Annotated in this window: 20 protein-coding genes; 18 read left to right on the forward strand and 2 right to left on the reverse strand. The window is 53.9% G+C overall.

All coding sequences use genetic code 11. The features are described from left to right. The first annotated feature begins 597 nt into the window (after positions 1–597). The 17 genes from IE092_RS11465 (at position 598) to IE092_RS11545 (ending at position 20,199) form a co-directional block, all read left to right on the forward strand. Positions 598–3,249 carry a TonB-dependent receptor gene (locus IE092_RS11465; protein WP_189357318.1) on the forward strand — a complete coding sequence of 884 codons (2,652 nt, stop codon included), beginning with the start codon at positions 598–600 and terminating at the stop codon, positions 3,247–3,249. Positions 3,250–3,482: 233 nt separating this feature from the next. Then, positions 3,483–4,154, forward strand: a complete 672-nt coding sequence (locus tag IE092_RS11470; protein ID WP_189357319.1) for an energy transducer TonB — start codon at positions 3,483–3,485, stop codon at positions 4,152–4,154. Positions 4,155–4,475: 321 nt separating this feature from the next. Further along, positions 4,476–5,336, forward strand: coding sequence for a MotA/TolQ/ExbB proton channel family protein (locus tag IE092_RS11475; protein WP_189357320.1), 861 nt, complete (start codon positions 4,476–4,478; stop codon positions 5,334–5,336). A 133-nt stretch (positions 5,337–5,469) separates the two neighbouring features. Next, positions 5,470–5,904: an ExbD/TolR family protein gene (locus IE092_RS11480; RefSeq protein WP_189357321.1), complete on the forward strand. Its 435-nt coding sequence runs from the start codon at positions 5,470–5,472 to the stop codon at positions 5,902–5,904. Positions 5,905–5,917: 13 nt separating this feature from the next. Continuing rightward, positions 5,918–6,349: an ExbD/TolR family protein gene (locus IE092_RS11485; RefSeq protein WP_189357322.1), complete on the forward strand. Its 432-nt coding sequence runs from the start codon at positions 5,918–5,920 to the stop codon at positions 6,347–6,349. Between the two features lie 108 nt (positions 6,350–6,457). Then, positions 6,458–6,874 (forward strand): ExbD/TolR family protein, encoded by a 417-nt coding sequence (locus IE092_RS11490; protein ID WP_189357323.1) that lies wholly within the window; start codon positions 6,458–6,460, stop codon positions 6,872–6,874. A 294-nt stretch (positions 6,875–7,168) separates the two neighbouring features. Continuing rightward, positions 7,169–8,104: a glucosamine kinase nucleotide-binding domain-containing protein gene (locus tag IE092_RS11495; RefSeq protein WP_189357324.1), complete on the forward strand. Its 936-nt coding sequence runs from the start codon at positions 7,169–7,171 to the stop codon at positions 8,102–8,104. A 19-nt stretch (positions 8,105–8,123) separates the two neighbouring features. Continuing rightward, positions 8,124–8,858: a GntR family transcriptional regulator gene (locus IE092_RS11500; protein WP_189357325.1), complete on the forward strand. Its 735-nt coding sequence runs from the start codon at positions 8,124–8,126 to the stop codon at positions 8,856–8,858. Further along, on the forward strand, positions 8,855–9,967 hold the full coding sequence (nagA, locus tag IE092_RS11505) for an N-acetylglucosamine-6-phosphate deacetylase (protein WP_189357326.1): 1,113 nt from the start codon (positions 8,855–8,857) through the stop codon (positions 9,965–9,967). The genes IE092_RS11500 and nagA overlap by 4 nt, the downstream gene beginning before the upstream one ends. Beyond that, positions 9,948–10,970 (forward strand): SIS domain-containing protein, encoded by a 1,023-nt coding sequence (locus IE092_RS11510; protein WP_229793149.1) that lies wholly within the window; start codon positions 9,948–9,950, stop codon positions 10,968–10,970. Before nagA ends, IE092_RS11510 begins: the two co-directional genes overlap by 20 nt. A 196-nt stretch (positions 10,971–11,166) precedes the next feature. After that, a complete protein-coding gene (locus IE092_RS11515; RefSeq protein WP_229793150.1) occupies positions 11,167–12,408 on the forward strand; it encodes an ABC transporter substrate-binding protein in 1,242 nt (413 codons plus the stop codon). Next, on the forward strand, positions 12,408–13,283 hold the full coding sequence (locus tag IE092_RS11520; protein ID WP_189357327.1) for a carbohydrate ABC transporter permease: 876 nt from the start codon (positions 12,408–12,410) through the stop codon (positions 13,281–13,283). The genes IE092_RS11515 and IE092_RS11520 overlap by 1 nt, the downstream gene beginning before the upstream one ends. After that, the gene (locus IE092_RS11525; protein WP_189357328.1) at positions 13,280–14,101 is read left to right on the forward strand and encodes a carbohydrate ABC transporter permease; all 822 of its coding nucleotides are present in this window, start codon (positions 13,280–13,282) and stop codon (positions 14,099–14,101) included. The genes IE092_RS11520 and IE092_RS11525 overlap by 4 nt, the downstream gene beginning before the upstream one ends. Continuing rightward, complete coding sequence (nagZ, locus tag IE092_RS11530) at positions 14,098–15,636, forward strand: beta-N-acetylhexosaminidase (RefSeq protein WP_229793151.1); 1,539 nt, start codon at positions 14,098–14,100, stop codon at positions 15,634–15,636. The genes IE092_RS11525 and nagZ overlap by 4 nt, the downstream gene beginning before the upstream one ends. 22 nt (positions 15,637–15,658) lie before the next feature. Continuing rightward, positions 15,659–16,747: an ABC transporter ATP-binding protein gene (locus IE092_RS11535; RefSeq protein WP_189357329.1), complete on the forward strand. Its 1,089-nt coding sequence runs from the start codon at positions 15,659–15,661 to the stop codon at positions 16,745–16,747. A gap of 243 nt (positions 16,748–16,990) precedes the next feature. Beyond that, positions 16,991–17,833 (forward strand): phosphate/phosphite/phosphonate ABC transporter substrate-binding protein, encoded by an 843-nt coding sequence (locus tag IE092_RS11540; protein WP_189357330.1) that lies wholly within the window; start codon positions 16,991–16,993, stop codon positions 17,831–17,833. Then, on the forward strand, positions 17,830–20,199 hold the full coding sequence (locus tag IE092_RS11545; protein ID WP_189357331.1) for a PAS domain S-box protein: 2,370 nt from the start codon (positions 17,830–17,832) through the stop codon (positions 20,197–20,199). Before IE092_RS11540 ends, IE092_RS11545 begins: the two co-directional genes overlap by 4 nt. Before the next feature lie 28 nt (positions 20,200–20,227). Here IE092_RS11545 and IE092_RS11550 read toward each other — a convergent pair whose 3' ends face one another. After that, the gene (locus IE092_RS11550) at positions 20,228–21,535 is read right to left on the reverse strand and encodes an MFS transporter (RefSeq protein WP_189357332.1); all 1,308 of its coding nucleotides are present in this window, start codon (positions 21,533–21,535) and stop codon (positions 20,228–20,230) included. A 374-nt stretch (positions 21,536–21,909) separates the two neighbouring features. Beyond that, positions 21,910–22,248, reverse strand: a complete 339-nt coding sequence (locus tag IE092_RS11555) for a hypothetical protein (protein ID WP_189357333.1) — start codon at positions 22,246–22,248, stop codon at positions 21,910–21,912. 256 nt (positions 22,249–22,504) lie between these two features. Here IE092_RS11555 and IE092_RS11560 point away from each other — a divergent pair, with 256 nt between their 5' ends. Then, positions 22,505–23,608, forward strand: a complete 1,104-nt coding sequence (locus tag IE092_RS11560) for a heparan-alpha-glucosaminide N-acetyltransferase domain-containing protein (protein WP_189357334.1) — start codon at positions 22,505–22,507, stop codon at positions 23,606–23,608. Positions 23,609–23,656 lie beyond the last annotated feature (48 nt).

A 23,656-nucleotide genomic window follows, 5' to 3' on the forward strand; every position in this document is an offset into this window, starting at 1 on the left:
TTTACTTTTCCCACAGACTGAGAATGCCTGTTGCCGCGCACAGCGGACGCCCGACTGGCTGTGCGCCTGCCAGTGCTGCCGTTGTGCAGCAACTGGTTTTTTCTGTTGGGAAAACTAAACAGACCACTTTTTCATTTCGCTAAGGAAAATTTATTCTTTATCGTTAAAAAACAAGGATCTATATATGTTTAGTGTGGTATTGAATCAATACCAATATGGGGGTAAGTAATACCACGTACATACCGCTTGACAACCACTTTTGCCAGTCATAAAGTGAGCCTCAATTCGAATTGATGCTTATTTTTTAGGCTGTATAAAGACTGAAAAAGCAGGGCGGATTTCGGAGCAGGCGAAGCAGCACGGTTTGTCCTCAGGCAGATTTGTGCAGCCGTCAGCGAACAGGCTGACCCGCTTCGCGCCAGACTGAGTGGCTTGCCCAACAGGCATACCAGTCGGTTGCGGCGAACCGACTTGGTTCCGGATCACTGAACTGGAATTAAAGTGGAATGACTCTGAGGGGTGGGCAGTGAACACGCCAGTGTGATGACAGCAAACGGTTGTCATGCTGCTTTCAAAAATGTAAACGAGGGGGAGTAAATGAAAAAAAGTCTCACAACCGGACTGACACCGATTGCTGCTGCAGTCGCCCTGTTGTCCATCAGCGCCAGTGTTTCCGCGCAACAGGCAGAAAAGCCACAGGAAGTGGTTGTTACCGGTATTCGCGCTTCGCTGCAACAATCGATCAATCAGAAACGCAATGCGGATTCTCTGGTTGAAGTCATCACCGCAGAAGACGTCGGCAAAATGCCGGACAAAAACGTGGCAGATTCCCTGCAGCGTATTCCTGGTGTGAACGTCGCAACTGCCGGTGGTACTGAAGGTGGCTTCGGTGAAAACGACCGCGTATCCCTGCGCGGCACACCGTCTGCACTGACACTGACAACGTTCAACGGTCACTCTATCTCCAGTGGTGACTGGTACGCTGCAAACATCGCCGGCGGTGGCCGCAGCGTCAGCTATTCTCTGTTCCCGTCTGAACTGATCGGCCGTGTGACTGTGTATAAAACAGCGCAGGCAGATCTGGTCGAAGGTGGTGCAGCAGGTTCCGTGGATATCGAATCCCGCAAACCGCTGGACTTCAAACAAAAACTGACAGCCATCGGTTCCCTGCAAGGCGTGAACTCCAGTCTGGCTGGCAAAACCAATGCGCAGATCAGCGGTCTGGTCAACTGGAAGAGCGATGACAATTCCGTTGGCGTCATGGTCCAGGCATTTGATCAGAAGCGTTCGCTGCTGCGTGACGGTCAGGAATTCCTGTGGTGGGACAAAATGGTTCCCGGCTACGATGGTTCCGGCTGGGTACAGGCTAACCCGAATGTTCTGGGTAAAAACCTCTCTCTGCTGACCGGTACTGCGCAATTCTCGCAAGAGCGCGAAACCAAAGGCGGTATGATTGATCTGCAATACAAGGTCAATCCTGATCTGACATTTGATCTGACCGGTTTCTACAGCAAACTGGAAGCGTCTAACGTCAACCGCAATATGATGTTTGCTCCTTACTCTGCAATGACCAATGGCTGGAGCGGTAAGGGCGGCGTTGCACCATCGAACTGGACTGTGGTTGGCGACACCATCACTTCCCTGACACTGCCAGGCAGCTGCCCGACAGGTCTGGATTGCTCCAATATGTCCACAACAGTGCAGGATATCGCTGTGCGTCCGGGTTCTTACAGTGATTCCCGTTTTGTGAATCTGGATGTGTCTTACAAAGCCAGCAAAGATCTGAGCTTCACTGGTAAAGTGGGTCAGACGCAGGGTACAGGCCACACCCGTGACATCGGTTATGAAGTCTGGAATGCTTACTCCGGCGGCAGCATTACTTTGTTCGGTCTGAGTGAGCCGGCACGTATCGTTGTACCGGGCTCCGACAAGCTGACTTTCCGTCCTAACGGTCCTATCGGTGGCTGGGCATCCGATGTGACTGCAACAGATAAAGAATCTTACGGTCAGTTCGACGGTACATTCAAAACCGGTAACGATATTCTGCAAAGCATCAAGTTTGGTGCACGCGTTGCAACACACAAACGTGATCTGACCAATCTGGCAGGTACTGTGGATGCAGCAGGCACACTGGTGGCCAATGCACCGAAAGACGTGACGACACTGAACTCCAGTCTGCCAAACGTGCTGAATAACACCTGGACACTGACCGGTGATTCCGTGACTGCGTGGGCAAACAAGTATGTCACTTTCAATACCCATGCTTATCAGGCTGAATTCAACGTCAAAGAAGACGTACAGTCTGCTTATGCAATGGCAAACTTCAACACAGAAAAAGTATCCGGTAACTTCGGTGTGCGTTTTGTGAACACCAAAGAACGTGTTGAAAACGGTTCCCCGAACAATACCTGGGCACCGATCGTGACAGAAAATACCTACACCGACATTCTGCCTAGCGCAAACTTCCGTGTAGATATCGCTGACAAACTGGTAGGCCGTTTTGCAGTAAGCCGCACCATGGCACGTCCTGACTTCGGTCAGCTGGCTGCACTGTCGCTGCTGGACACACAGATGACCGGTTCCGGTGGTAACCCTAACCTGAAACCTATCCGTTCGAATAACTTCGATCTGGGTGTGGAATGGTACTTTGCACCAAAATCCATGGTATCCGCAGGCATCTACAATATGTCGATGGATTCTTATGTGACTTACGGTTCTTTCACGCAGCAGTTCTATAACTATGCGCAGAAAAAAGTCACTGACTACAAAATGAGTGCAGCGACTAACACCACAGCAGAAGTCAAAGGTCTGGAACTGGCTTATGTTCAGGACTTCGGCAACGGTTTCGGTGTGAACGGTAACTACACTTATGCTGACGGTAAAGAAACCGGTAAAGCGCCGGGTTCTGCCTGCGCAGCCACCGGTGACTGCAGCATGGTGGGTACTTCCCGTCATTCTTACAACCTGGGTGCTTACTTCGAAAACAGCAAGTTCAGCGCACGTGTTCAGTACAACTACCGTTCTAAATTCCTGAACGGTCTGGATCGTAACTCTGCGATTTATCAGGATGCAGTCGGCACTATCTCCGCATCTCTGGGTTACAACCTGACTGATAACATCAGCCTGACACTGGAAGGTAAAGATCTGAACAATCCGATGCTGAAGTCTTACGCAACAACACCGGATCAGCCACGTGCCTTCTACAAAAACGGCCGTCAGATTTTCTTCGGCGTACGCGCAAAAATCTGATTGAACTGATTGTCACCACTCCGACCAGCGTCGGAACCTTCAATGGCGGAGCGCATCCTGCTCCGCCATTTTTTTGAGTAAGTATCAATATTCCGGTTAATAAATATCTGGTTCAGCCTGTTGCTGCCTGTGCTTCTGTTCGTTTTTTTTGAGCAGGAATACATACAGCAGTATGTTGCAAATCCCCGTGATCTGCGCGGCAGCAGAACGGAAATCAGTCAGGAAGGGAAGGTATGGATTTTTCAAATCGCCAGCAAGAGCCGGGCAAGAAGTTTCTCGGCATAGGGCTGGTCATCGCATTTCACGCGATACTTGTGTACGCGTTACTGAACGGTCTCGGACATAAAATCGTCCAGATCATTCAGAAACCACTGGAAACCAAAATGGTGGAAGAGGTCAAACCGCCTCCGCCACCACCGGACACACCACCGCCGCCACCACCAAAACTGGCAGCGCCACCACCACCGTTCATCCCTCCGCCAGAGGTAGCGGTACAGCCACAGGTTCAGCAAAACACGATCTCTACCGTGACCAACACCAAGCCGGAAAACCCGACTTTCGTGAAATCGGCACCACCGGTAGATACCAAACCTGCTGAACCCAAGCCAGCCGCACCCGCCGTGGTTCAGGCAGTGATCGACTTCAGCGCAAGTGGCTGCAAACCGGAATATCCGCGTGCATCCGCCCGTAACGAAGAAACCGGTACCACCCGTCTGGCAGTCCTGATCGGTGCAGACGGTTCGGTGGCCGAAGTCAAGATCGAGAAATCCAGTGGATTCCGCGCCCTTGATAACGCCGTCCGTAACCAGCTGATGTCCGGTAGCTGCCGGAATAAACCGGGCCTGGTGGATGGCAAGCCACAACAAACCTGGACGCACGTGGATTACGTCTGGAAACTCGACTGATCCCGCATAACAAAGGCGGTCAGACAACGTACCCGGAAGGGCACAGTTCTGACCAACTGATAAAAGGAACGTATTACATCACCTTCAGGGAGTGCGAACTTGAGCATCAAATCGCCGGACTTTGTTAGTCAGCGACGTTCCCTTCGGGTTGCACGTCACAGTCGCGCCGGACTGCGTTAAGTACTTTGTCCATCGCCCCACGATGGACGGCAGTACTTGCCTTGCCGGCACACCTGTGACGCACAACGCATCTCCCTGCTGATGAAGTAATACGTTCCAGTAAGCACTACCAACCTTATTTTGTTTAAAGGAAGCACCATAATGAAAAACCGTTTCTCCGCATTCCTGGCTGCCGCCGTACTGGCCCTGACCGCAGCAGTTGCCGCACCTGTGATGGCACAAGAACAAGCCTCCGCAGCCGCACCGGCCACTTCCGCACAAGCCTCTGCAGCAGCACCTGCAGCATCCGTTCCTGCAGCAGCACCGGCAGCTGAAGGCGGCGCAGCAAAAGAAGTGATCGAAAACCCGTACGGCCTGGACGCGCTCTGGAAAACCGGTGACTTCGTCGCCAAAGGCACCCTGATCATCATGATCATCATGTCCATGGGCTCCTGGTACATCCTGATCACCAAAACCATCGACCAGGTCAAACTGTCCGGTCAGGCTGGTGAAGCACGCTCCAAATTCTGGAAAGCTGCTTCCGTACAAGCTGGCGTAAGCTCCCTGAAAGACGGCAGCCCGTTCCGCTTCATCGCTGAATCCGGCGTGAAAGCCAGCGAACACCACGAAGGTGCCCTGCTGGAACAAATCGACCTGAACACCTGGGTATCCATGTCCATCCAGCGCGCTGTTGAAAAAGTACAGTCCCGCCTGCAAGACGGCCTGGCATTCCTGGCAACCGTTGGTTCGACTGCACCGTTCGTTGGTCTGTTCGGTACCGTTTGGGGTATTTACCACGCGCTGACAGCGATCGGTATGTCCGGTCAGGCATCCATCGACAAAGTCGCTGGTCCGGTTGGTGAAGCGCTGATCATGACCGCAATCGGTCTGGGCGTCGCGGTTCCTGCAGTTCTGGGTTACAACTTCCTGGTACGCCGCAACAAATCCGCGATGGAAGAAGTGCGTGCTTTCGCTGCCGACCTGCACTCCGTGCTGCTGTCCGGCAACATGGGCAAGAAATAATCTGACCGGAACCACAGGAGGCAACGCCTCCTGAACTCCGCACACCAGACCCCGGCCCCGTCGTGCCCTGACTGTCTCCTGTCAGCAGACACCCCGGCCGGGACAAGCGAATCAAGAAGGAAAGAGAACAACTATGGGAATGGCAGTCGGCAACGATGGTGATGAAGACGAAGTCAACAGCACCATTAACACCACCCCGCTGGTAGACGTCATGCTCGTGCTCCTGATCATCTTCCTGATCACCACCCCGGTGATCACCGACGTGGTCAAACTCAAGCTGCCGGCAGAACGCAACCAGGTCTACAAAACCAAACCGGAAAACATCACCATCTCTGTGAGCAAAGACGGTGACATCTACTGGAACGGCGCGATCCGTCCGCTGGCCGGAGGCACAGAAGCCCTGTTCGACCAGCTGAAAGTGGAATCGGTCAAACAACCGCAACCGGAAGTCCACATCCGTGGCGACCAGAACACCCGTTACGAATTCGTCGGGCGCACGATTCTGGCAGCGCAACGTGCCGGTATTGCGAAAGTGGCGTTCGTGATTGAACCGCCACCGAAGAGCTAAGGAAGGAAAGACGATGGGAATGCAAATAGGCGGAGGCGGATCCTCCTCTGAACCGGAAGTCATGACCGAACTGAACATGACGCCGCTGATCGACGTCATGCTGGTACTGATCATCATGTTCATCATTACGATCCCGATTCAGAACCACTCGATCAACCTGAATCTGCCGACCGGACCATCCAGCCCGCCGATCACAGAACCAGTCGTGATCAACATCGACGTGGACTTTGACGGCACAGTGCTGTGGAACGGTGCAGCAGTACCGACCCGTGGTGAACTGGAAGCGAAGCTGAGCGAAGTGGCAGCTCAGCCGAATCAGCCGGAAGTACATCTGCGTCCGAATGCGGTCGTGGAGTACAAATCGGTGGCTGCGGTGATGGCCTCGGCACAGCGTCTGGGCGTGACCAAGATCGGTATGGTGGGGAACGAGCAGTTCCTGAAATAAGGCTGTTAAACTGCCTTCTCCGGCAGGCGCACCAGCAGTACTGCATACGTTGGCATGATGTGTTCTGAATCCGGATATGAATAAACATATTTCACAGGAGACAGAATTATGCTGAGGAATGATGCCCGGGGTACAGATGAACCTGATGCGCTGTTCACGGAAATCAATATGTCGCCAATGGTTGATGTATTGCTGGCGATTGTTGTGATGTTTTTGTTTTCGATACCTGTCCAGTATCACGAAATTCGGTATGGAGAGCACTCTTGCTTTCCGCTGCCGGCACCTGTCATTGACATTGATATCGATTTTGATGGCAGTCTGTTGTGGAATGGTGATCCCGTTGCAAGTCAGTCAGCACTGGAGGCAAAGATGGCAGAGGCAGCGTCGGAGCGGGTTCAGCCGGAATTTTTCATCCGGCCAAATGCCTTCGTTGAGTACAAAGCGGTCGCTGCCGTGATGGCCTCGGCACAGCGTCTGGGCGTAACCAAGATCGGTATGGTGGGGAACGAGCAGTTTTTACGCTGAAAAAATTGATGAAGCGTATGCAGTCCAGTGAGGATTAAGCGACGCAATGGCAGTGAGGCAGGTGCGAGTGGTTGCTGGTGTGTCGTATAAAACCTAAGTCAGATCAGGGTTTTTTCGGAGCGAGGGTAAAGAGGTATTAGTGCAGTAGTGAAAATCGGTTAGATACCACTTAAATACCTATTGACAACCACTATAAAAAGCTCTTACAGTGAGACAGATGATTTTAACAGAAAACCTCAGTAGCGCTGATTTACCGCGCGGCTGAATGTTCGCTACCGGACACCTGAAAACACCATGTATAACCGAGATCAATCTGCACAAACTCCGTCGATAAACCTGAATTCTGCTGCATCAGACTTGCTGTATCTGGCAGGTGTGGATGGCGGCGGAACTGGAACGCGAGTGGTGTTGAGTACACCGGACGGGCAAGAGCTGGCGCGTGGTGCCGGCGGGCCAGGTGGTCTGGCACTGGGGCGTGCGGAGTCCTGGCAATCGGTGATGACGGCACTGACACAGGCTTTTGAAATTGCAGGGATTGCAATGCCGCCTTTACAGCAGATCGGTATCGGTTTCGGACTGGCTGGCGTAACGGTAACTGCGTGGCGTGAAGAGTTTTTGCAACTGAATCCTGGCTTCGGTTTGCTGATTGTGGAAAGCGACGCATATACCACGCTGCTGGGCGCACACGGTGGCGAAGCCGGTGCGATTATCGCGCTTGGTACCGGCAGTGTCGGCGAAGCTTTATACAGCGACGGATCGCGTCTGGAAGTCGGTGGCTGGGGTTTTCCTATCGGTGATGAAGCCAGTGGTGCATGGCTGGGCTGGCAGGCAGTGAATTATCTGCAAAGGGTGCTGGACGGTCGTCAGCCTGCCGAGGCACTGGCATTGGCGCTGGAAGAGCATACGGGCAATTGCCGTGATTCCTTGTTTGCATGGATGGGTAATGCGAATCAGACCCGGTATGCGAGTCTTGCGCCAACTGTAATCCGCATGGCGGAACACAGTGAAGTCGCCCGCCAGCTGTTGCAGACTGCCGGACAGGATATCGCGCAGATGGCGGCAGCACTGACAGCGAAAGAACAATTAAGTATTGCTTTATGCGGTGGTCTGGCGCCCGTGCTGAAACCGTATATTCCGCAAGCTTTGCAACAAACACTGACAGAGCCGCAGGCTGATTCTGCGACCGGTGCGATGTTGCTGGTGAAAAGACAGAGCCGGAAACTACAATAACAGGTTTTGGGAGGAACAGATGCTGGAACAATTAAACGATTTCAGACCGGACAGCGAGAGCTCCACGCCGCTGTACCTGCAGCTGGCGAATAAACTGGCGAATGCCATTCACAGCGGCCTCTGGCAGCCTGATGAGGCTTTGCCTTCTGAACGCATGTTGTCTGAGTCGCTGAATATTTCGCGCGTTACGGCACGTAAAGCGATTGACATGCTGTGCGAACGCGGTTTGCTGACACGTCGTCACGGTTCCGGCACCTATATCACGCCGAAACTGGAACAGCCATTATCCCGGTTAACAAACTTCAGTGAAGAATTGCGTCAGCGCGGCTTCGTGCCCGGTTCACGCTGGATTTCGCGTGAGACAGGTATCGCTTCACCGGAAGAAATTTTATCTCTGGGCTTATCGCCGAATACCGTGGTGTCGCGTCTGAAGCGCTTGCGTACCGCAGACAATGTGGTGATGGCGATTGAAAGTACAACGATCCCGGCGATGTACATGCCGAATCCTAAACTGGTGACGGACAGCCTGTACGGCTATCTGGAAGCGCATCATGTTGCCCCGACCCGCGCGCTGCAGCATATCCGCGCTGTCAATGCAACTGCAGAACAGGCGCGTCTGGCAGATATTAAGCAGGGCGCTGCCATGTTGTTTATTACCCGTGTCGGTTATCTGCCGAACGGTACCGCAATTGAGCTGTCGCATTCATACTGCCGCAGCGATTACTATGACTTTGTGGCGGAGTTGTTCAGATGAGTAAGATGCAGCACCTGCAGGGCAGTATCCTGACGCCACAAGGCTGGGTTGACGGAGAATTGACATTCAGTGACCGGATCGCCGATATCAGCGCCGGTGCTGCTGTGACATCCGGTAAGACCTATATTCTGCCGGGATTTATTGATCTGCATGTGCACGGTGCCGGTGGTAAGGACACCATGGAAGCCGGTGACGCTGTCAGCGTGATTGCACGCCGTCATGCGATGCATGGCACCACCAGTATGCTTGCCACCACGATGACAGCACCACTGGGTGACATCGAAGCCGCACTGACTGCAATGGCTGATGTGATCCGGCAGCGTCCTGCCGGTACTGCGCGTGTACTTGGTGTGCATCTGGAAGGACCATATATCAATCCCGGTAAGCTCGGTGCACAGCCGGATTTTGCAGGGCAGGGCGACATTACACAGGTAATGGCTTTGCATGCACTGGCACCGATACGTCTGATTACGATTGCACCGGAAATGCCGGGGCATATGGATCTGATCAGTCAGTTGGTCGATGCCGGTATGCGTGTGCAGATTGGTCATACGCTCGGCACTTACGATGAAGGCGTTCAGGCATTAGGACGCGGCGCCAAAGGATTCACCCATTTATTTAACGCGATGTCACGTTTTGATCATCGCGCTCCCGGCATGGTCGGTGCTGCGCTGGCCCATGCTGAATATTCAGAAATTATTCCGGATCTGCTCCATGTACATCCTGGTGCGATCAAAGCAGCGTTGCGGTCTATTCCGCATTTGTATTGTGTTACTGATTCGACCTCTGCGTCCGGAATGCCGGACGGGCAGTATATGCTGGGTCGCCAGATCGTACACAAATGTCTCGGTGGTGTGCGCCTTGAAGATGGCACGCTGGCTGGCAGTACCCTGACGATGGATCAGGCACTGCGTAATCTGGTCAGCATTGGTCTCAGTCTCGAAGAAGCGTCGCGCCGGGTTTCTACTTACGCCGCGGATTATCTCGGTTTATCAGAACGTGGCCGCCTGCAGGCGGATGCGTTTGCCGACCTGGTGGTGCTGGATGAAGCACTTAACCTGATTGCTGTGTATGTAGAAGGAGAGAAGATTGACCTCGCAAATGCTTAAGGAAGCCTGTGCTGCATCGGAACGTGTCGCGTTTCAGCTGACGCAGGATCAGGAACGATTCGCAGAACTGGGCGCGTTATTACGTGCGAATCCGCCGCGCTCTGCGGTCACGGTTGCTCGTGGCAGTTCAGATCACGCAGCAGCGTATCTGGCTTATCTGATGATGGCCAGAACCGGCTGTCTGACAGCGTCGCTGCCGATGTCGCTGGTGACGCTGAATCAGGCGCCGCTGCAGGTACAGAACACGCTGGCAGTGGCGATTTCTCAATCCGGACAAAGCCCGGATGTGGTGGAACCTTTGCGCTATTTCAGCGCAAACGGCGCAACGACCGTAGCACTGGTTAATGACGCGACTTCGCCGCTGGCAGACGCAGCGCAATGGACCATGCCTTTGCATGCAGGACCGGAACTGAGTGTTGCAGCGACCAAAAGCTATATCACATCGTTGTCAGCTGCGGCACGACTGGTCGCGCACTGGCAAAACGATGCTGCTTTGCTGGAGGCATTGCAGCGCTTGCCGGAAGACCTGCAGGTGGCAACGCAGCAGGACTGGGATAAAGCGATCGATGTATTTGCACCGGCTGAACGCATTATGGTGGTCGGGCGTGGTACAGGATTTACCACCGCGCTGGAATCGGCACTGAAATTTAAAGAAACATCCACCATTCAGGCGGAAGCATTCAGTGGTGCGGAAATCAAGCATGGCCCGATGGCACTGATTCACGAAGGCTACCCACTGCTGGTGTACGCGACACGTGGTCCGGCGCAGCAGGGCTTGATTAAACTGGCGGAAGAAATGCGCGGTCGCGGTGCACGCGTATTGCTGGCAGCACCGGCAGATATTGCTGAGCGCGACCTGACCATTGCCACAGCCTCCGTACCGGATCTGGACCCGCTGACCGCTATTCAGTCTTTCTATGTGATGGCAGCCAAACTGTCGGTGGCACGTGGTCTGAATCCGGATCAGCCGCGTCACTTAAGCAAAGTGACAAAAACCAACTGACGTCAGAAAACTGAAACACACTCGCTGATCAGACTTCAAGATGAAAACCGTTTTCTGCAAAATGGCATCGGGTGTGTTTCGTCGCATCTGCGGCGGGAAGGAAACTGTTTACCGGTACGGTTCCGGTGCGACAGTTTCTTTTTCCGTTGCCCGCCTTCTCCGCTCGTTGACTGTATTGTTGCTGTTTTTTCTGAGCGTGTTAACGTTCACGCAGGCAAAGGCCAGTCAGCAAAAGCCAGTCCGGATTGAATTCTGGACGATGAGCCTGAAGCCAAAATTCATTCCCTATTTTCAGCAGTTAATACGCGATTACGAAAGTCTGCATCCGGATACGCAGGTCATCTGGACAGATTATCCTTGGGATATTCTGCAGTTAAAACTGGTGACTGCGATTGCTGCCGGTAAGCCGCCGGCACTTGTCAATTTATCTGTGCCATGGGCGGAAGCACTGGCGCGTGACGGTATGCTGGAGCCGGTTGATCAGTGGCTTGCGCCAGCCGGACAGCAGGCTGACTACACTGACGGTGCGCTGGACGATTTGCGTTTTAACGGACATCTGTACGGCTTTCCTCACTACAGCAATGTCAACGTTATTGCTTACAACAAAGCCTTATTGCAAAAAGCCGGTGTGAGTCGTGCTCCCGCAGATCTGAATCAGGTATTTCAGATGGCGATGCAGATTGCTGCCCGCACAGGCAAGCCCGCATATGCGCCCGCGCTCGGAAAAATCGACGGTTTCTTTTTGCAGCAGGGATTGCCCGTGATAAAAGCGAACCGCGCTGCGTTTGATTCCGATGCCCATGTGCGGCTGGTCGAACAACTGAAAACGGTCTATACCGCGGGCGGCCTGCTGAAAGATAAGTTATTTGCAGAAGATAATTTTCCTGCCGTGATCGATGCCTATCTTGGCGGCAGGCTCGCGATGATGGTCAGCGCACCTTCAGCCATCCGGCGGGTGCAGACGGATGCGCCGGACGTATATGCGCAAACCGGAATTTTTCCTATGCCAGCAGGACCGACCGGCATCAATGACGGTGGCTGGATGTTTCACTTTGCGGTTCCGAAAGGGAATCAGCCCAGGCAGATGCCGGCAATCGCTGAATTTGCACGTTATCTGACGGGCAGTGCGCGCCAGCTTGATTTTGCCGCGCTGGCCGGTGTGATGCCGACTACCCGCAGCGGACTCAGGCAAACCCTGATCAGAGCTGCAGCGAACAGCAATGATCCGGCGCAACAGGCTGTCATCGAAGCCGCACGTTCAATGCAGAATGCGCGCAGTTTATATGTTTCCGGCATAGAAGATTACGATGAATTACGTCGTGTGCTGGTACAGGCAACTGAGGCAGCGGTTACCGGTCGCAAACCGGTAAAACCTGCGCTGGAAGAGGCTGCACGAATCTGGAACCGCAAGCTGGCAGCTCAGAAAGGAGGCCACTGATGTTCCGCCTTCTGCGCTGGCAATCGCTGGTACCGTGGTTTTTTTTATTCCCTGCACTGATGATTTTTGCAGCTTTTGCATTCTGGCCGGTGCTGGCAGGTGCATGGTTCAGTCTGACGGATTACCGCTTATTGCATACACCGCAGTTTGTCGGCCTCGATAACTACCGCGCACTGCTGAACAATCCTTTGTTTCTGACCGGATTGCGAAACTCCTTTTTATTTTTGCTGGTTGTGCCTTTTACGCAGATCGCTGCGCTGGCGCTTGCTGTATTAGTGAATCAGCCATTGCGCGGCATACACTGGTTTCGTACGGTGTTCTATTTACCGGTGGTTACCACAGTCTCGGTAGTCGGAATTTTGTGGGGCTTTATGTTTCACGAGCAGGGGACACTGAACTATGTTTTGCTGCAATTAAAACTGATTCATACACCACTGGGCTGGTTATCGGATGATCATCTTGCGTTAGCAGCGGTGATGTTTGTCTGTTTCTGGCGCGGGCTTGGCTGGTATATGGTGATGTATCTGGCTGCACTGCAGGCGGTACCGGCAGATTTGTATGAAGCTGCAGAGCTGGATGGTGCCGGGCGCTGGGCACGCTTTCGGTATATCACTGTTCCCGCACTGTATCCGGTGATCGCCATGTGTACCGTGATGTCTGTTCTGGCTGCGCTGAAAGCGTATCAGGAAGTGGATGTGCTGACGCAGGGCGGGCCGATGAATTCGACCTTTACCGCGCTTTACTACGCCTATGATCAGGGCCTTAAACATTTGAGAATTCCGCGCGGGCTGGCTGCCAGCTTTATTGTCTCACTGATTTGTATGGCAATTGCACTCAGCGGATTATGGTTGCTGCGCCCGGGGAGTAAGCGATGAACTTGCGGCGCGGTTTGCAGACTTTGTTCAGTTACAGCTTGCTGATGCTGATTGCCGTGCTTTGTATTTTTCCGTTCTGGTGGACCGCAGTGATTGCATTTTCTGCGTCAGGAAATGTATTCAGTTTTCCACCCGTATGGTGGCCGCAGGACTGGACACTGGCGCATTTTGAAGAAGTGTTTCGTGTGATTCCGATCGGAGGTTTTCTGTGGAATTCCGTCTGCCTGACGCTGATGACTGTGGCTGGTAAATTGCTGCTGTGCGCGATGGCTGCCTATCCTTTATCCCGTATGCGTTTCCGCGGGCGCCGTACTGTGCTCGCGATCATCATGTTCACCATGATTTTGCCCGGCGAAGTCAATTTTCTGATGAATTTTCTGAGCATTACCCAACTCGGGCTGGTGGACAGCTGGTTTGGTGTCGTATTACCGAATCTGGTGACTGCGATTTCGATACTGATGCTGAAGCAGGCGTTTGATGAAATTCCGCAGGACTTACTGGATGCAGCCCGCATCGATGGTGCCGGAGAAATCACGATTCTGTTCCGCATCATGTTGCCGTTGATTGCACCCTGGCTGGCAACTGTGGGAATTCTTACCGCAGTGGAAACCTGGAATGATTATTTATGGCCATCGCTGGTGATGGCCAAGCCGGAAGATTTTCCGGTATCGGCCGGAGTGCTGTATTTGCGCGGCACGTATGGCAGTAGTACGCGCGTGATTGCAGCAGGAACGATATTAACCGTCGCACCGGTCATGGTTGCGTTTTTATGGACTCAGCGCTTTTTTATGCGCGGTATGGATGGAGCAGTGAAATGACAGCAAACAATGAGCAGGCAGACATCATCGTCGACGAGCAGGAAGCACGTCGCATCGCCGGACAACTGGTCATGATCCGTATGCCGGGACTGGCGCTGGATGCGGAAAATGCCGCATTCATGCGTGATAACCATATCCGCGCAATCTGCCTGTTCCGGGGCAATATGCAGGATGAACACCAGCTGAAGCAGTTCACCCGCGATTTGCGTCAGACCATGGGTGCAGATAGCCTGATCGCACTGGATCAGGAAGGTGGCGCTGTGGTGCGTTCGTTATGGGTGCCGCAGCCACCTGCGGCGATGTCGCTGGGCGCGAGTGCTGATCCGGAACTCTGCCGTCAAGTTGGTGCGGCGGTTGCGCGCTCGGTACGTGCGCTCGGTTTTAACTGGAATTTCGCGCCGGTACTGGATCTGAATAATAATGTTTATAACCCGGTTATTTCTGAACGCTCGTTTGGCTCTGAGCCAGCCAAAGCGGCGGAGCTGGCACTGGCATGGATGCAGGGTAGTCTGGCTGAAGGTGTTTCCTGCTGCGTTAAACATTTTCCAGGACACGGTGACACGCATGTGGACTCACATCGCGACTTGCCAACCGTGGATAAATCGTTGGATGCATTACGCGCACTGGAACTGGAGCCTTTCCGAATCGCGGTAGGACAGCAGGCGCCTGCAATCATGACAGCGCACATTGTTTATCCGGCGCTGGATGCAGAACATCCGGCCACCATGTCGCACCGTATTCTGACTGGCTTGCTGCGCGAAGAATGGGGATACCAGGGCGTTGTGATTACCGACGGGATGGATATGCATGCGATTGCCGGTCGCTACGGCGTCGGGCAAGCCGCAGTGCGCGCGCTGGCTGCCGGTGCCGATCTGGTGATGGCGCTGGGTACGCGTGAAACCCAGATGGAAACCCTGAATGCACTGACGGAATTTATACTGTCCGGCAAGATCAGCCGCGCCGAACTGATGACCAGATTACAGCGTGTGAAAAACCTGTGCGAGCGCTTCCCTTGTCAGGATGAGGTGTATCAGACAGAAATTGCAGACCGGATTCTGATGTCACAGGCATGGAAGAAAGGCCTGACTGCATATGGGCAGCCGACTGCACCGGTTGCAGGCAGCCGTGTGCGTCTGGTTGTCAGTGCGGATGTGGTCAGTGACGGCGTTTCTGAAGCAGGTATTCCCGCCGCCAAAGTGAAAGCAATGCTGGAAACGCTGTACGACGTAGAGATGACAACATTCAGCGATGCAGAACAGTTTGACTGGTCTGCACTGCCGCAGGATGGCCGTGCGGTGATTCTGGCGTCGACGATCCGTATCCGGTACAGCGATAAAGTCCGTCGCGAATGGAAACCGGATTTGCATCTGGTGTTATGGAACCCGTTCCAGATGCTGGATATTGATGCACCTGCACTGGTGACCTATGGCTTTGCACCACCAGCGGTAGATGCTGCCAGAGCATGGCTGGCGGGTGAGGTCAGCGCGAGCGGTGTGTTACCGGTGCAGTTACCGGCAGCCAGCCAGACGCATTGAAAACACCGGCCCGGAGAACTGAATGGCAGCGCTGGAATTACATCAGATACGCAAAGAGTATGACGGTAACGTCGTGCTCAATGATATCAATTTGCACATTGAGAATGGTGAGCTGCTGGTGTTACTCGGGCCTTCAGGCTGCGGGAAATCCACGCTGTTACGCATGATTGCCGGGCTGGACGATATTTCTTCCGGTGAATTGCGCATAGACGGCAGACTGGCGAACCACTTGCCACCGGCAAAACGTCAGCTGGCGATGGTGTTTCAGAGTTATGCGCTGTATCCGCATATGTCGGTATTTGACAATATGGCATTCAGTCTGAAAATGGCCGGTAACAGCGCTGCGCAGATTCGCGAAAAAGTGCATGCAGCAGCAGAAACGCTGCAAATCAGCCATTTGCTGGACCGTCTGCCAAAAGCGCTCTCTGGCGGACAGCGTCAGCGTGTCGCGATCGGGCGTGCAATAGTACGTGAGCCTTCGGTGTTCCTGTTTGATGAGCCATTGTCGAATCTCGATGCCAGCCTGCGCGGACAGATGCGTGTGGAACTGGCGCGTCTGCATAAGAAGCTTGGTGCGACCATGATTTATGTAACCCATGATCAGGTCGAGGCGATGACGCTGGGACAGCGCATTGTGGTGCTGAATCAGGGGAAAATCGAGCAACTGGGGACACCCGCGCAACTGTACCGCACGCCGGCCAGTCTGTTTGTGGCACGTTTTCTCGGTATGCCGGCGATCAATTGTTTCAGCGCACAACTGATGAGTTCGGATGGTCCGGTCCTTCGCATCGGTGGTCATTTTTTGTTGCGCAGCCCGGTTGTTTTTACCTCGTCGCTCAATGATGTGCTGACGGTTGCGGTACGGCCGGAACACATGCGCTTAACGGCGGATACCGACTACGAAATGGTGATGTTCAGTGCTACTGTTACTGTGACAGAACAACTGGGCGACTGCACTTTGTTGTATTTGCAAGTGCCATGGCAAGAGGAGTGCATTGCCGTGCGTGATGCGCAGTGTCAGTCATGGCAAACCGGGCAAACGGTCGGTGTGTACTTCGATGCCGAACACTGTTTATTATTCGATGCCGCTGGTCAGCGTATCGCACCGTAAGCCGTAATCTCAGTAGTCCCGCCTGTAACGGAGTGGCAAATCTGTTGATCGGACGCGAATACTTTGCGACAACGGAAAAGAAAATCGCACCGCGTTGCGTGCTGAGGTTTTCGGAGTTGCATTTGCATGCTATGTTATCAGAACGCATATCAATGACACTGGCCACAAATGCATCACGCTGTGATGTGGAATCGCGTTATTCAAGGCATGCGTGCAAATTTCACCGGTACATGGAACGCAGGCATGACAAGGCTATTTTCACGCAGGCGCTGGTTAGCTACCAGCGCAGGACTTATTTCAGGTTTGGCTTTTGCCGGTCAGCGCGCACCGCTGGTAGTGGGCGTTATTCCGTATTTATCTCCGTCAGTATTACTGAGCTTGTTTGCGCCTGTGCGTGATCATTTGCAAACCGTGCTCGCTCGTCCCGTGGTGTTGTACACCGCCACCGATGTACCTACTTATATTCAGCGTTGTCTGAAAGACGAATATGACCTGCAATTGTCATCAGCGCACTTTACCCGGCTGGTTCAGCGGCGTACCGCCAGTGTACCTTTGGCACGATTCAGCCACGACCTGTTCGGTATGGTCTACGTCAATGGTAAATCTTCGGTACAAAAGCTGAATGATTTAAGCGGATTGAGACTGGCCGTAACGGACAGAACGATTCTGGTTAATCTCGAAATTTTCCGTACGCTGCGCAAACATAAAATTGTGGAGTCCGATTTGCAGTTAAGAATGAGTGCAAATCAGAACAGTGCACTGCTGGCGGTGTCACATGGTGAAGCCGATGCCGCTATTACAGCGCATTTTGCACTGGATCAGATGCCGGAATCGCAACGCGGTGATTTTCGCAGTATTTTTCAGAGCAGCGCCTTGCCAAATGTGCATTTGGCCGCTTCGCCAAGGCTGAGCGGTACAGAGCGTCAGCAGATTCAGCAAGCCATGCTGAGCTTGCCGGAACAGGCCGGCGGACAATTATTTCTGCAGCGCAGCCGTTACGGCGGTGTTGTACCGGCCGATGAGGCAGTGCTCAAATCAATGGATGTATATCTCTCTGATACGCTGCATTTTCTGGGGATGCAATGAAGTTATCTCTGCGCTGGAAACTGGTACTGGGCAGCCTGTTAATCGAAGTCGTCATGCTCAGTTTTCTTGTCACTAACAGTGTGCGTCTGAATGAAGCGCATTTACAGCAACTGGCGGCGATACGTTTACGTGAAGTATCGGTGCTGTTGAATGCTTCACTCGGCCCATCACTGGTGCAGCAGGATTTTGCCTCAGTCACAGAAGTGTTTCGACAAAGTCGCAGTCAGGAAGGCATTACCTATTTCCTGCTCTACGACAATACCGGGCAACTGGTGGCAGCCGATGGTTGGGAGGGCATCCCGCCGCAGCACCGGGCAGGATTACAGTTACAGACGAATCAGCACCGGATGGACAGTCAGGTGGATATCGTTGTTGCGGGGCAGGCCTACGGTAGTCTGTATTTCGGCATGAGCACAGCATTTCTCGATCAGTCGCGCGCTGCACTATTGGCTGAATCAATCATGATTGCCGGACTTGAAGTGATTTTGTCATTGCTTGGTTTACTTGTGCTCGGTACCTGGCTGACACGCCATTTAAAAACGCTGGAGACCGCGGCACTGGCGATTTCTGCCGGACAATTCAATGTACGACTGCCCGAGCACAGTGAAGACGAGCTGGGTGTCGTGGCACGTGCGCTGAATCGTATGGGTGATGAACTGCACAATGAAATGGCGGCAATGCGTAACAGTGAGCAGCAGCAGCGTGAGCTGGTTGTACGCTTGCAGGCAGTATTCGATGCGGTGCCGGATTACTTATCGCTGAGCCGTTTGCAAGACGGCAAGATACTCAGTGTGAATGCCGGATTTTCTTCGCTGACCGGTTATCCGGGCGACTTTGCCATCGGACGAACCACAGTCGAACTTGGCATCTGGGCAAATCAGGCCCATCGCGAAATCTGGATATCAAAATTGCTGAGCGCAGGTTCTCTGGCGGATTATCAGACCAGTCTGCGTACCAGTGATAACCGCATCATTATTGTATTGCTGTCGGCCAAATTACTGGATATTGATGGCCAGCCACATATCGTTGCAATTTGTAAGGACATTACGGAGCGGCTGCAAATTCAGGCCAGAATCGAGAAAGCCAGACGTGACTTGCAGGACGTACTGGACGCAGCATCTGAGGTCTCGATTATTGCGACCGATCTGGACGGTGTGATTACCATGTTCAACCGGGGCGCAGAAAAGCTGCTGGGATTTCAGGCCGAGGAAATGGTGCATACGCTGACACCGGCGGTTTTCCATGATCCTCAGGAAATGCAGCAAAGACAGGAAGAGCTACGAGCGCGCTATGGTTCACGTGTGGAGGGCATTGGTCTGTTCACGGTAGTTGCGATCGAGCAGGGATCAGAGATCCGAAACTGGACCTATATACGGCGCGATGGGCAGCGTAAAACGGTGTCTCTGGCGGTCACGGCGATGCGTGACGGTGGCGGACAAGTGATTGGTTTTCTGGGGGTGGCCCGCGATATCACACCACAGCGTGAAGCCGAACATGCGCTGGCAACCCTGAATAATGAACTGGAATTGCGTGTGACCGAAAGAACGGCAGCCCTGCAGCAAGCGAATTTTGAGCTTGGTGAGGCGATGGATCAGTTACGCATCGCGCAGGATGAACTGGTGCGCTCTGAAAAAATGACGGCACTCGGCAATATGGTGGCTGTCGTCGCCCATGAACTGAATACACCGATTGGCAACAGCCTGACAGTCGCCAGTACCATGCATGACCGTTGCGCGGATGTTGGCCGGCAGTTTGATAATAATCAGTTGCGCAAGTCGGGCCTGCAGGAATTTTTGATGGCAGAGCACGAAGGCTCTGACATTTTGCTGCGTTCATTACGGCGCGCCAGTGAACTGATTACTAACTTCAAGCATGTGGCGGTGGATCAGACCACGGGTCAGCGCCGTGCATTTGATCTGAAAGAAGTGATGGAAGATGTGGTATCGGTGCTGAGTCCTATGCTGCGTAAGACGGCTTACAAGCTGGAATTGCAGATTCCGGCAGGATTGCAGATGGACAGTTTCCCCGGGCCACTGGAGCAGGTCATTACCAATCTGATGACGAATGCGCTGACGCATGCGTTTGAAGATCGCGACACCGGTATGATGCGTTTGCAAGCGGAAAGCCGGGATGCTGCGCATGTGGAGCTGCGTTTCAGCGATGACGGAGTAGGGATACCCGCAGATCATTTATCGCGCATCTTTGATCCGTTTTTCACGACGAAGATGGGTCGCGGCGGAACGGGGCTGGGACTGAATATTGTCCACAATATCGTCACCAAAACGCTGGGCGGGCAACTGGAAGTATGCAGTCATGCGGGGACAGGTACCACGTTTATTTTAAGACTGCCGGTGATTGCACCCTGAGTGCAGACCGGCAGTTGCAGATGCCTGATCAGGAAGCGTCGGCGGGCGCTGTTGCCAGCGGTGCTTCGTTGCGCTTACCGTTATCCGGCAAGGGCAGAAAGCGTGTCAGGATTAATGATGGCAGGCCGCACAGCAGCACAAACAGGAAGAAGTGCTGATAGCCGAGTGCAATCTGGATATCACCGCTGACGGTTTTAAACAGTACGAAGCCCAGCTGCATCACACCGGTACCGAGTGCGTAATGCGCAGTCTGATATTTACCCGGTGCCACCACCTGCATGATGAACAGGATCAGACCAACGAAACCAAAGCCGTAACCGAACATTTCCAGACTCAGTGCCGTACCGATGACCAGCATACTTTCGGGCATTTGCGTGCTCAGATAAAAGAACACCAGATTCGGTACGTTCATCGCAATAATCAGCCACGGCATGGCTTTTTTCAGACCCAGCCACGAGGTGAAGTAGCCACCGAGGATACTGCCCGCCAGAAAGGTCAGCGTACCGGCTGTACCGTAGACGATGCCGACCTGATCGGTACTCAGACCCAGTCCGCCTTGTTCTTTCAGCTCACGCAGGAACAAGGGGCCAATAGTCTGAATCTGTGCCTCACCGGCACGGAACAGGATGATGAACAGAATCGCCAGCCAGATGCCCGGTTTGCGCAGAAAATCGATAATCACATCCTGCAGGGTTTGCAGAATTTCAGCGGTAGAACCTGCCTGCACGTCGCTGCGGGTATCCGGCAAAGCCCATACGTGGTAGGCCGATAAGGCCAGCAGCATGGCCGCCAGCAGCGCAAAAATCACACCCCAGGCCAGATTCGGGCTCATTTGTTTTTCCAGATGACCGGCCAGAATCACCAGTCCGCCCAGCGAAATGAATTTGGCGGCATTGAAAAAAGCGCCTTGCCAGCCCGCATACGCTGCCTGCTGTTTGGCTTCCAGTGTGGAAATGTATAAACCGTCAGCGGCAATATCATGGGTGCCGGATGCAATTGCCACTACCGCGAACAGCGCAATACTGATCGCAAAGTAAGACGACATTTGCAGCGACAAAGCAACCAGACCCAGCGTAATGCCGCCGATTGCCTGAAAGATCACCACCAGTTTTTTCTTGCTCGGTGCCGCTTCGAGGAAAGGGCTCCACAGGCATTTAAATACCCATGCCATGCCGATCAGACCGGTCCAGCGCGCGATCTGGTCATTGCTGATCCCCATACTTTTGTACATCAGACCGGCCACCAGCGCCACCGCGTAAAACGGTAAGCCTTCTGCCAGATACAGTGTCGGCACCCAGCGTATCGGATTGCCGGATGCTGCTTGTTGATTACTCATGTGCTCCCCCTCAGGATCGTTCTGCCGGCTGTGCCGTTTTCATGTAGCGGCAACCATAACGCCGTGCATGGTGGCGGTCAACTGGTTTTGAAAGTTAAATGCCACTCTGTATCCACTTTGCGGAATGCAGCAAAAACCGGCGGCTGGTCTGCATCAGCGCAGTACTGAAAAAATAAGGGTTTATGCAGATTCTGCGGTGTCGGGATGCGGCCGTTTTCACGGTTTGCCGTTGTTGGCGGAACAGCAGGAAATGTCAGTATCCTGCAACTGGTATGCAAGCTCTGCACAGTTGCCGCGGGCAAAAAAAACGCCGCGGCAGGGGAGTGCGGCGGCGGAGGGGAACTTACAGTGAGAAACCGGAGAATTGCGGGAAATCAGCGATGCTGGTCGTGCCAGCGCAGTTTGTTCGGCTGACCTGCCTGAGCATCATACGCTTCATAAGCGGACGGGCGCTGTTGCGGCTGCACACGCGCTTCCTGCATACGGCGCACGCCCATCAGGTGCAGACTGAGGCGGAACAGCATCGCCGCCAGTATCAGCATCAGCACGAAAGGCAGCAGACTCAGCACCAGTGCAATCGCCGCCAGTACGATCAGTACCCGTGGCAATGGTGTGCGCGATAAACCGGCGGTGAAACGATCCAGCACGCGGCGACCCTGTTGTCCGTACTGACGACCAACGGAGTACAAAAACTGGGAAATGTTTCGCAACATGATGAATTCCTTTCAGCGGAGTCTGGCAAGTGATAGCGAAATGCATTATGCATGGACGTGTTACGGAATGCAGCGGTAAAAATGCCGGAAAATCGCCGATGCAGGGATTTCGCGTCTGCAAGCCTTTGCTGCACAGGCAGACCACCGGACAGATATTCTGCGCTGCATCACTCTGACATGCAGCGCATTGCAAGCGATGGATGAATACCAGTCAAAATCCAGTCAAGTTCCACTTACAATGCCAGCCGGAATCTGTATGCAGGATACATTTCAGGGAAAACAGGCGATGACGAATCAGGCGAAAGGTGGCCGCGTAGCAGCGGTGGATATGCTGCGCGGTCTGGCGGTGGCGGCAATGCTGATGGTGAACAATGCCGGCGACTGGTCGCATGTTAGTCCATGGCTGGAACACGCAACATGGCATGGCTGCCAGCCCGCCGATCTGATTTTTCCCTGTTTTCTGGCGCTGACCGGCATTGGTCTCGGTTTATCTGTCTGTCAGCCGGCAGCTGCGACACGTCCCGGCGTGTTACAGGCCGCGATCCGGCGCAGCCTGCGGCTGATCGCGCTGGGCGTGGTGTTGCATCTGGTGGCGATGTGGCTGATTGAAGGTCGTGCCTTCCGCCTGCCGGGTGTGCTGCAGCGTATTGGTCTTTGCTTTTTGCTGGCATCGGTATGGGGGGTATATGTGCAAACCCCGCTGAAACGCTGGGCGTCAGTGCTGGTAGTGGGGGGAGTATATTCAGCGTGGCTGTTATCCGGCAGTTCGCTGCTGCCGGGGCAGAATGTCGCGGATCAGCTGGATATCGCGGTATTCGGTCAGTGGGCGATGCCGCCGGAAAACGGTAGTGCAGGCGGTGATCCGGAAGGTCTGGGTTCGCTGGCCGGTGCGCTGATCAGCGTGATGCTGGGCGTGCTGATTGCCGCACCGCTGCGTGAACGCCGCTGGCATTTACTGGGTGTACTGGCGCTGGTGATGATGCTGGGCGGCTGGCTGTTCAGCTTCTGGCTGCCGCTGAACAAGCATTTGTGGACGCCTTCGTTTGCGCTGTGGACTACCGGCATCAGCCTCACGATCCTGCTGGTTTTGCAGACAGCCGTCAGCCAGCTTCGCTTGCCGGCATTTGGCACCAGCCTCGGTATCAATGCGATTGTGATTTACGCCGGTGCGTGGGTGGCAACCTGTGTGCTGAGCTTTTTCGCTGCCGATCAGTGGTTGTATCGGCATCTGATCCTGTCCGGCCCGTGGGCTGTGTTAGGGCCGGAATTCTGTTCCGCCCTGTACGCTGCAGCCTTCACTGCCTGCTTTGCGGCGCTGGCAGTCTGGATGCGTCGTCGCGGCTGGCGCTGGGTGATCTGAGCTGGCTGACAGCCTGAAAAGCCTGAAAAGGCGCGGAAAATGCCTCAA

The organism is Cognatundibacterium squillarum (genome assembly GCF_014652435.1).
GTDB classification, from domain to species: Bacteria; Pseudomonadota; Gammaproteobacteria; order Burkholderiales; family Burkholderiaceae_D; genus Undibacterium; species Undibacterium squillarum.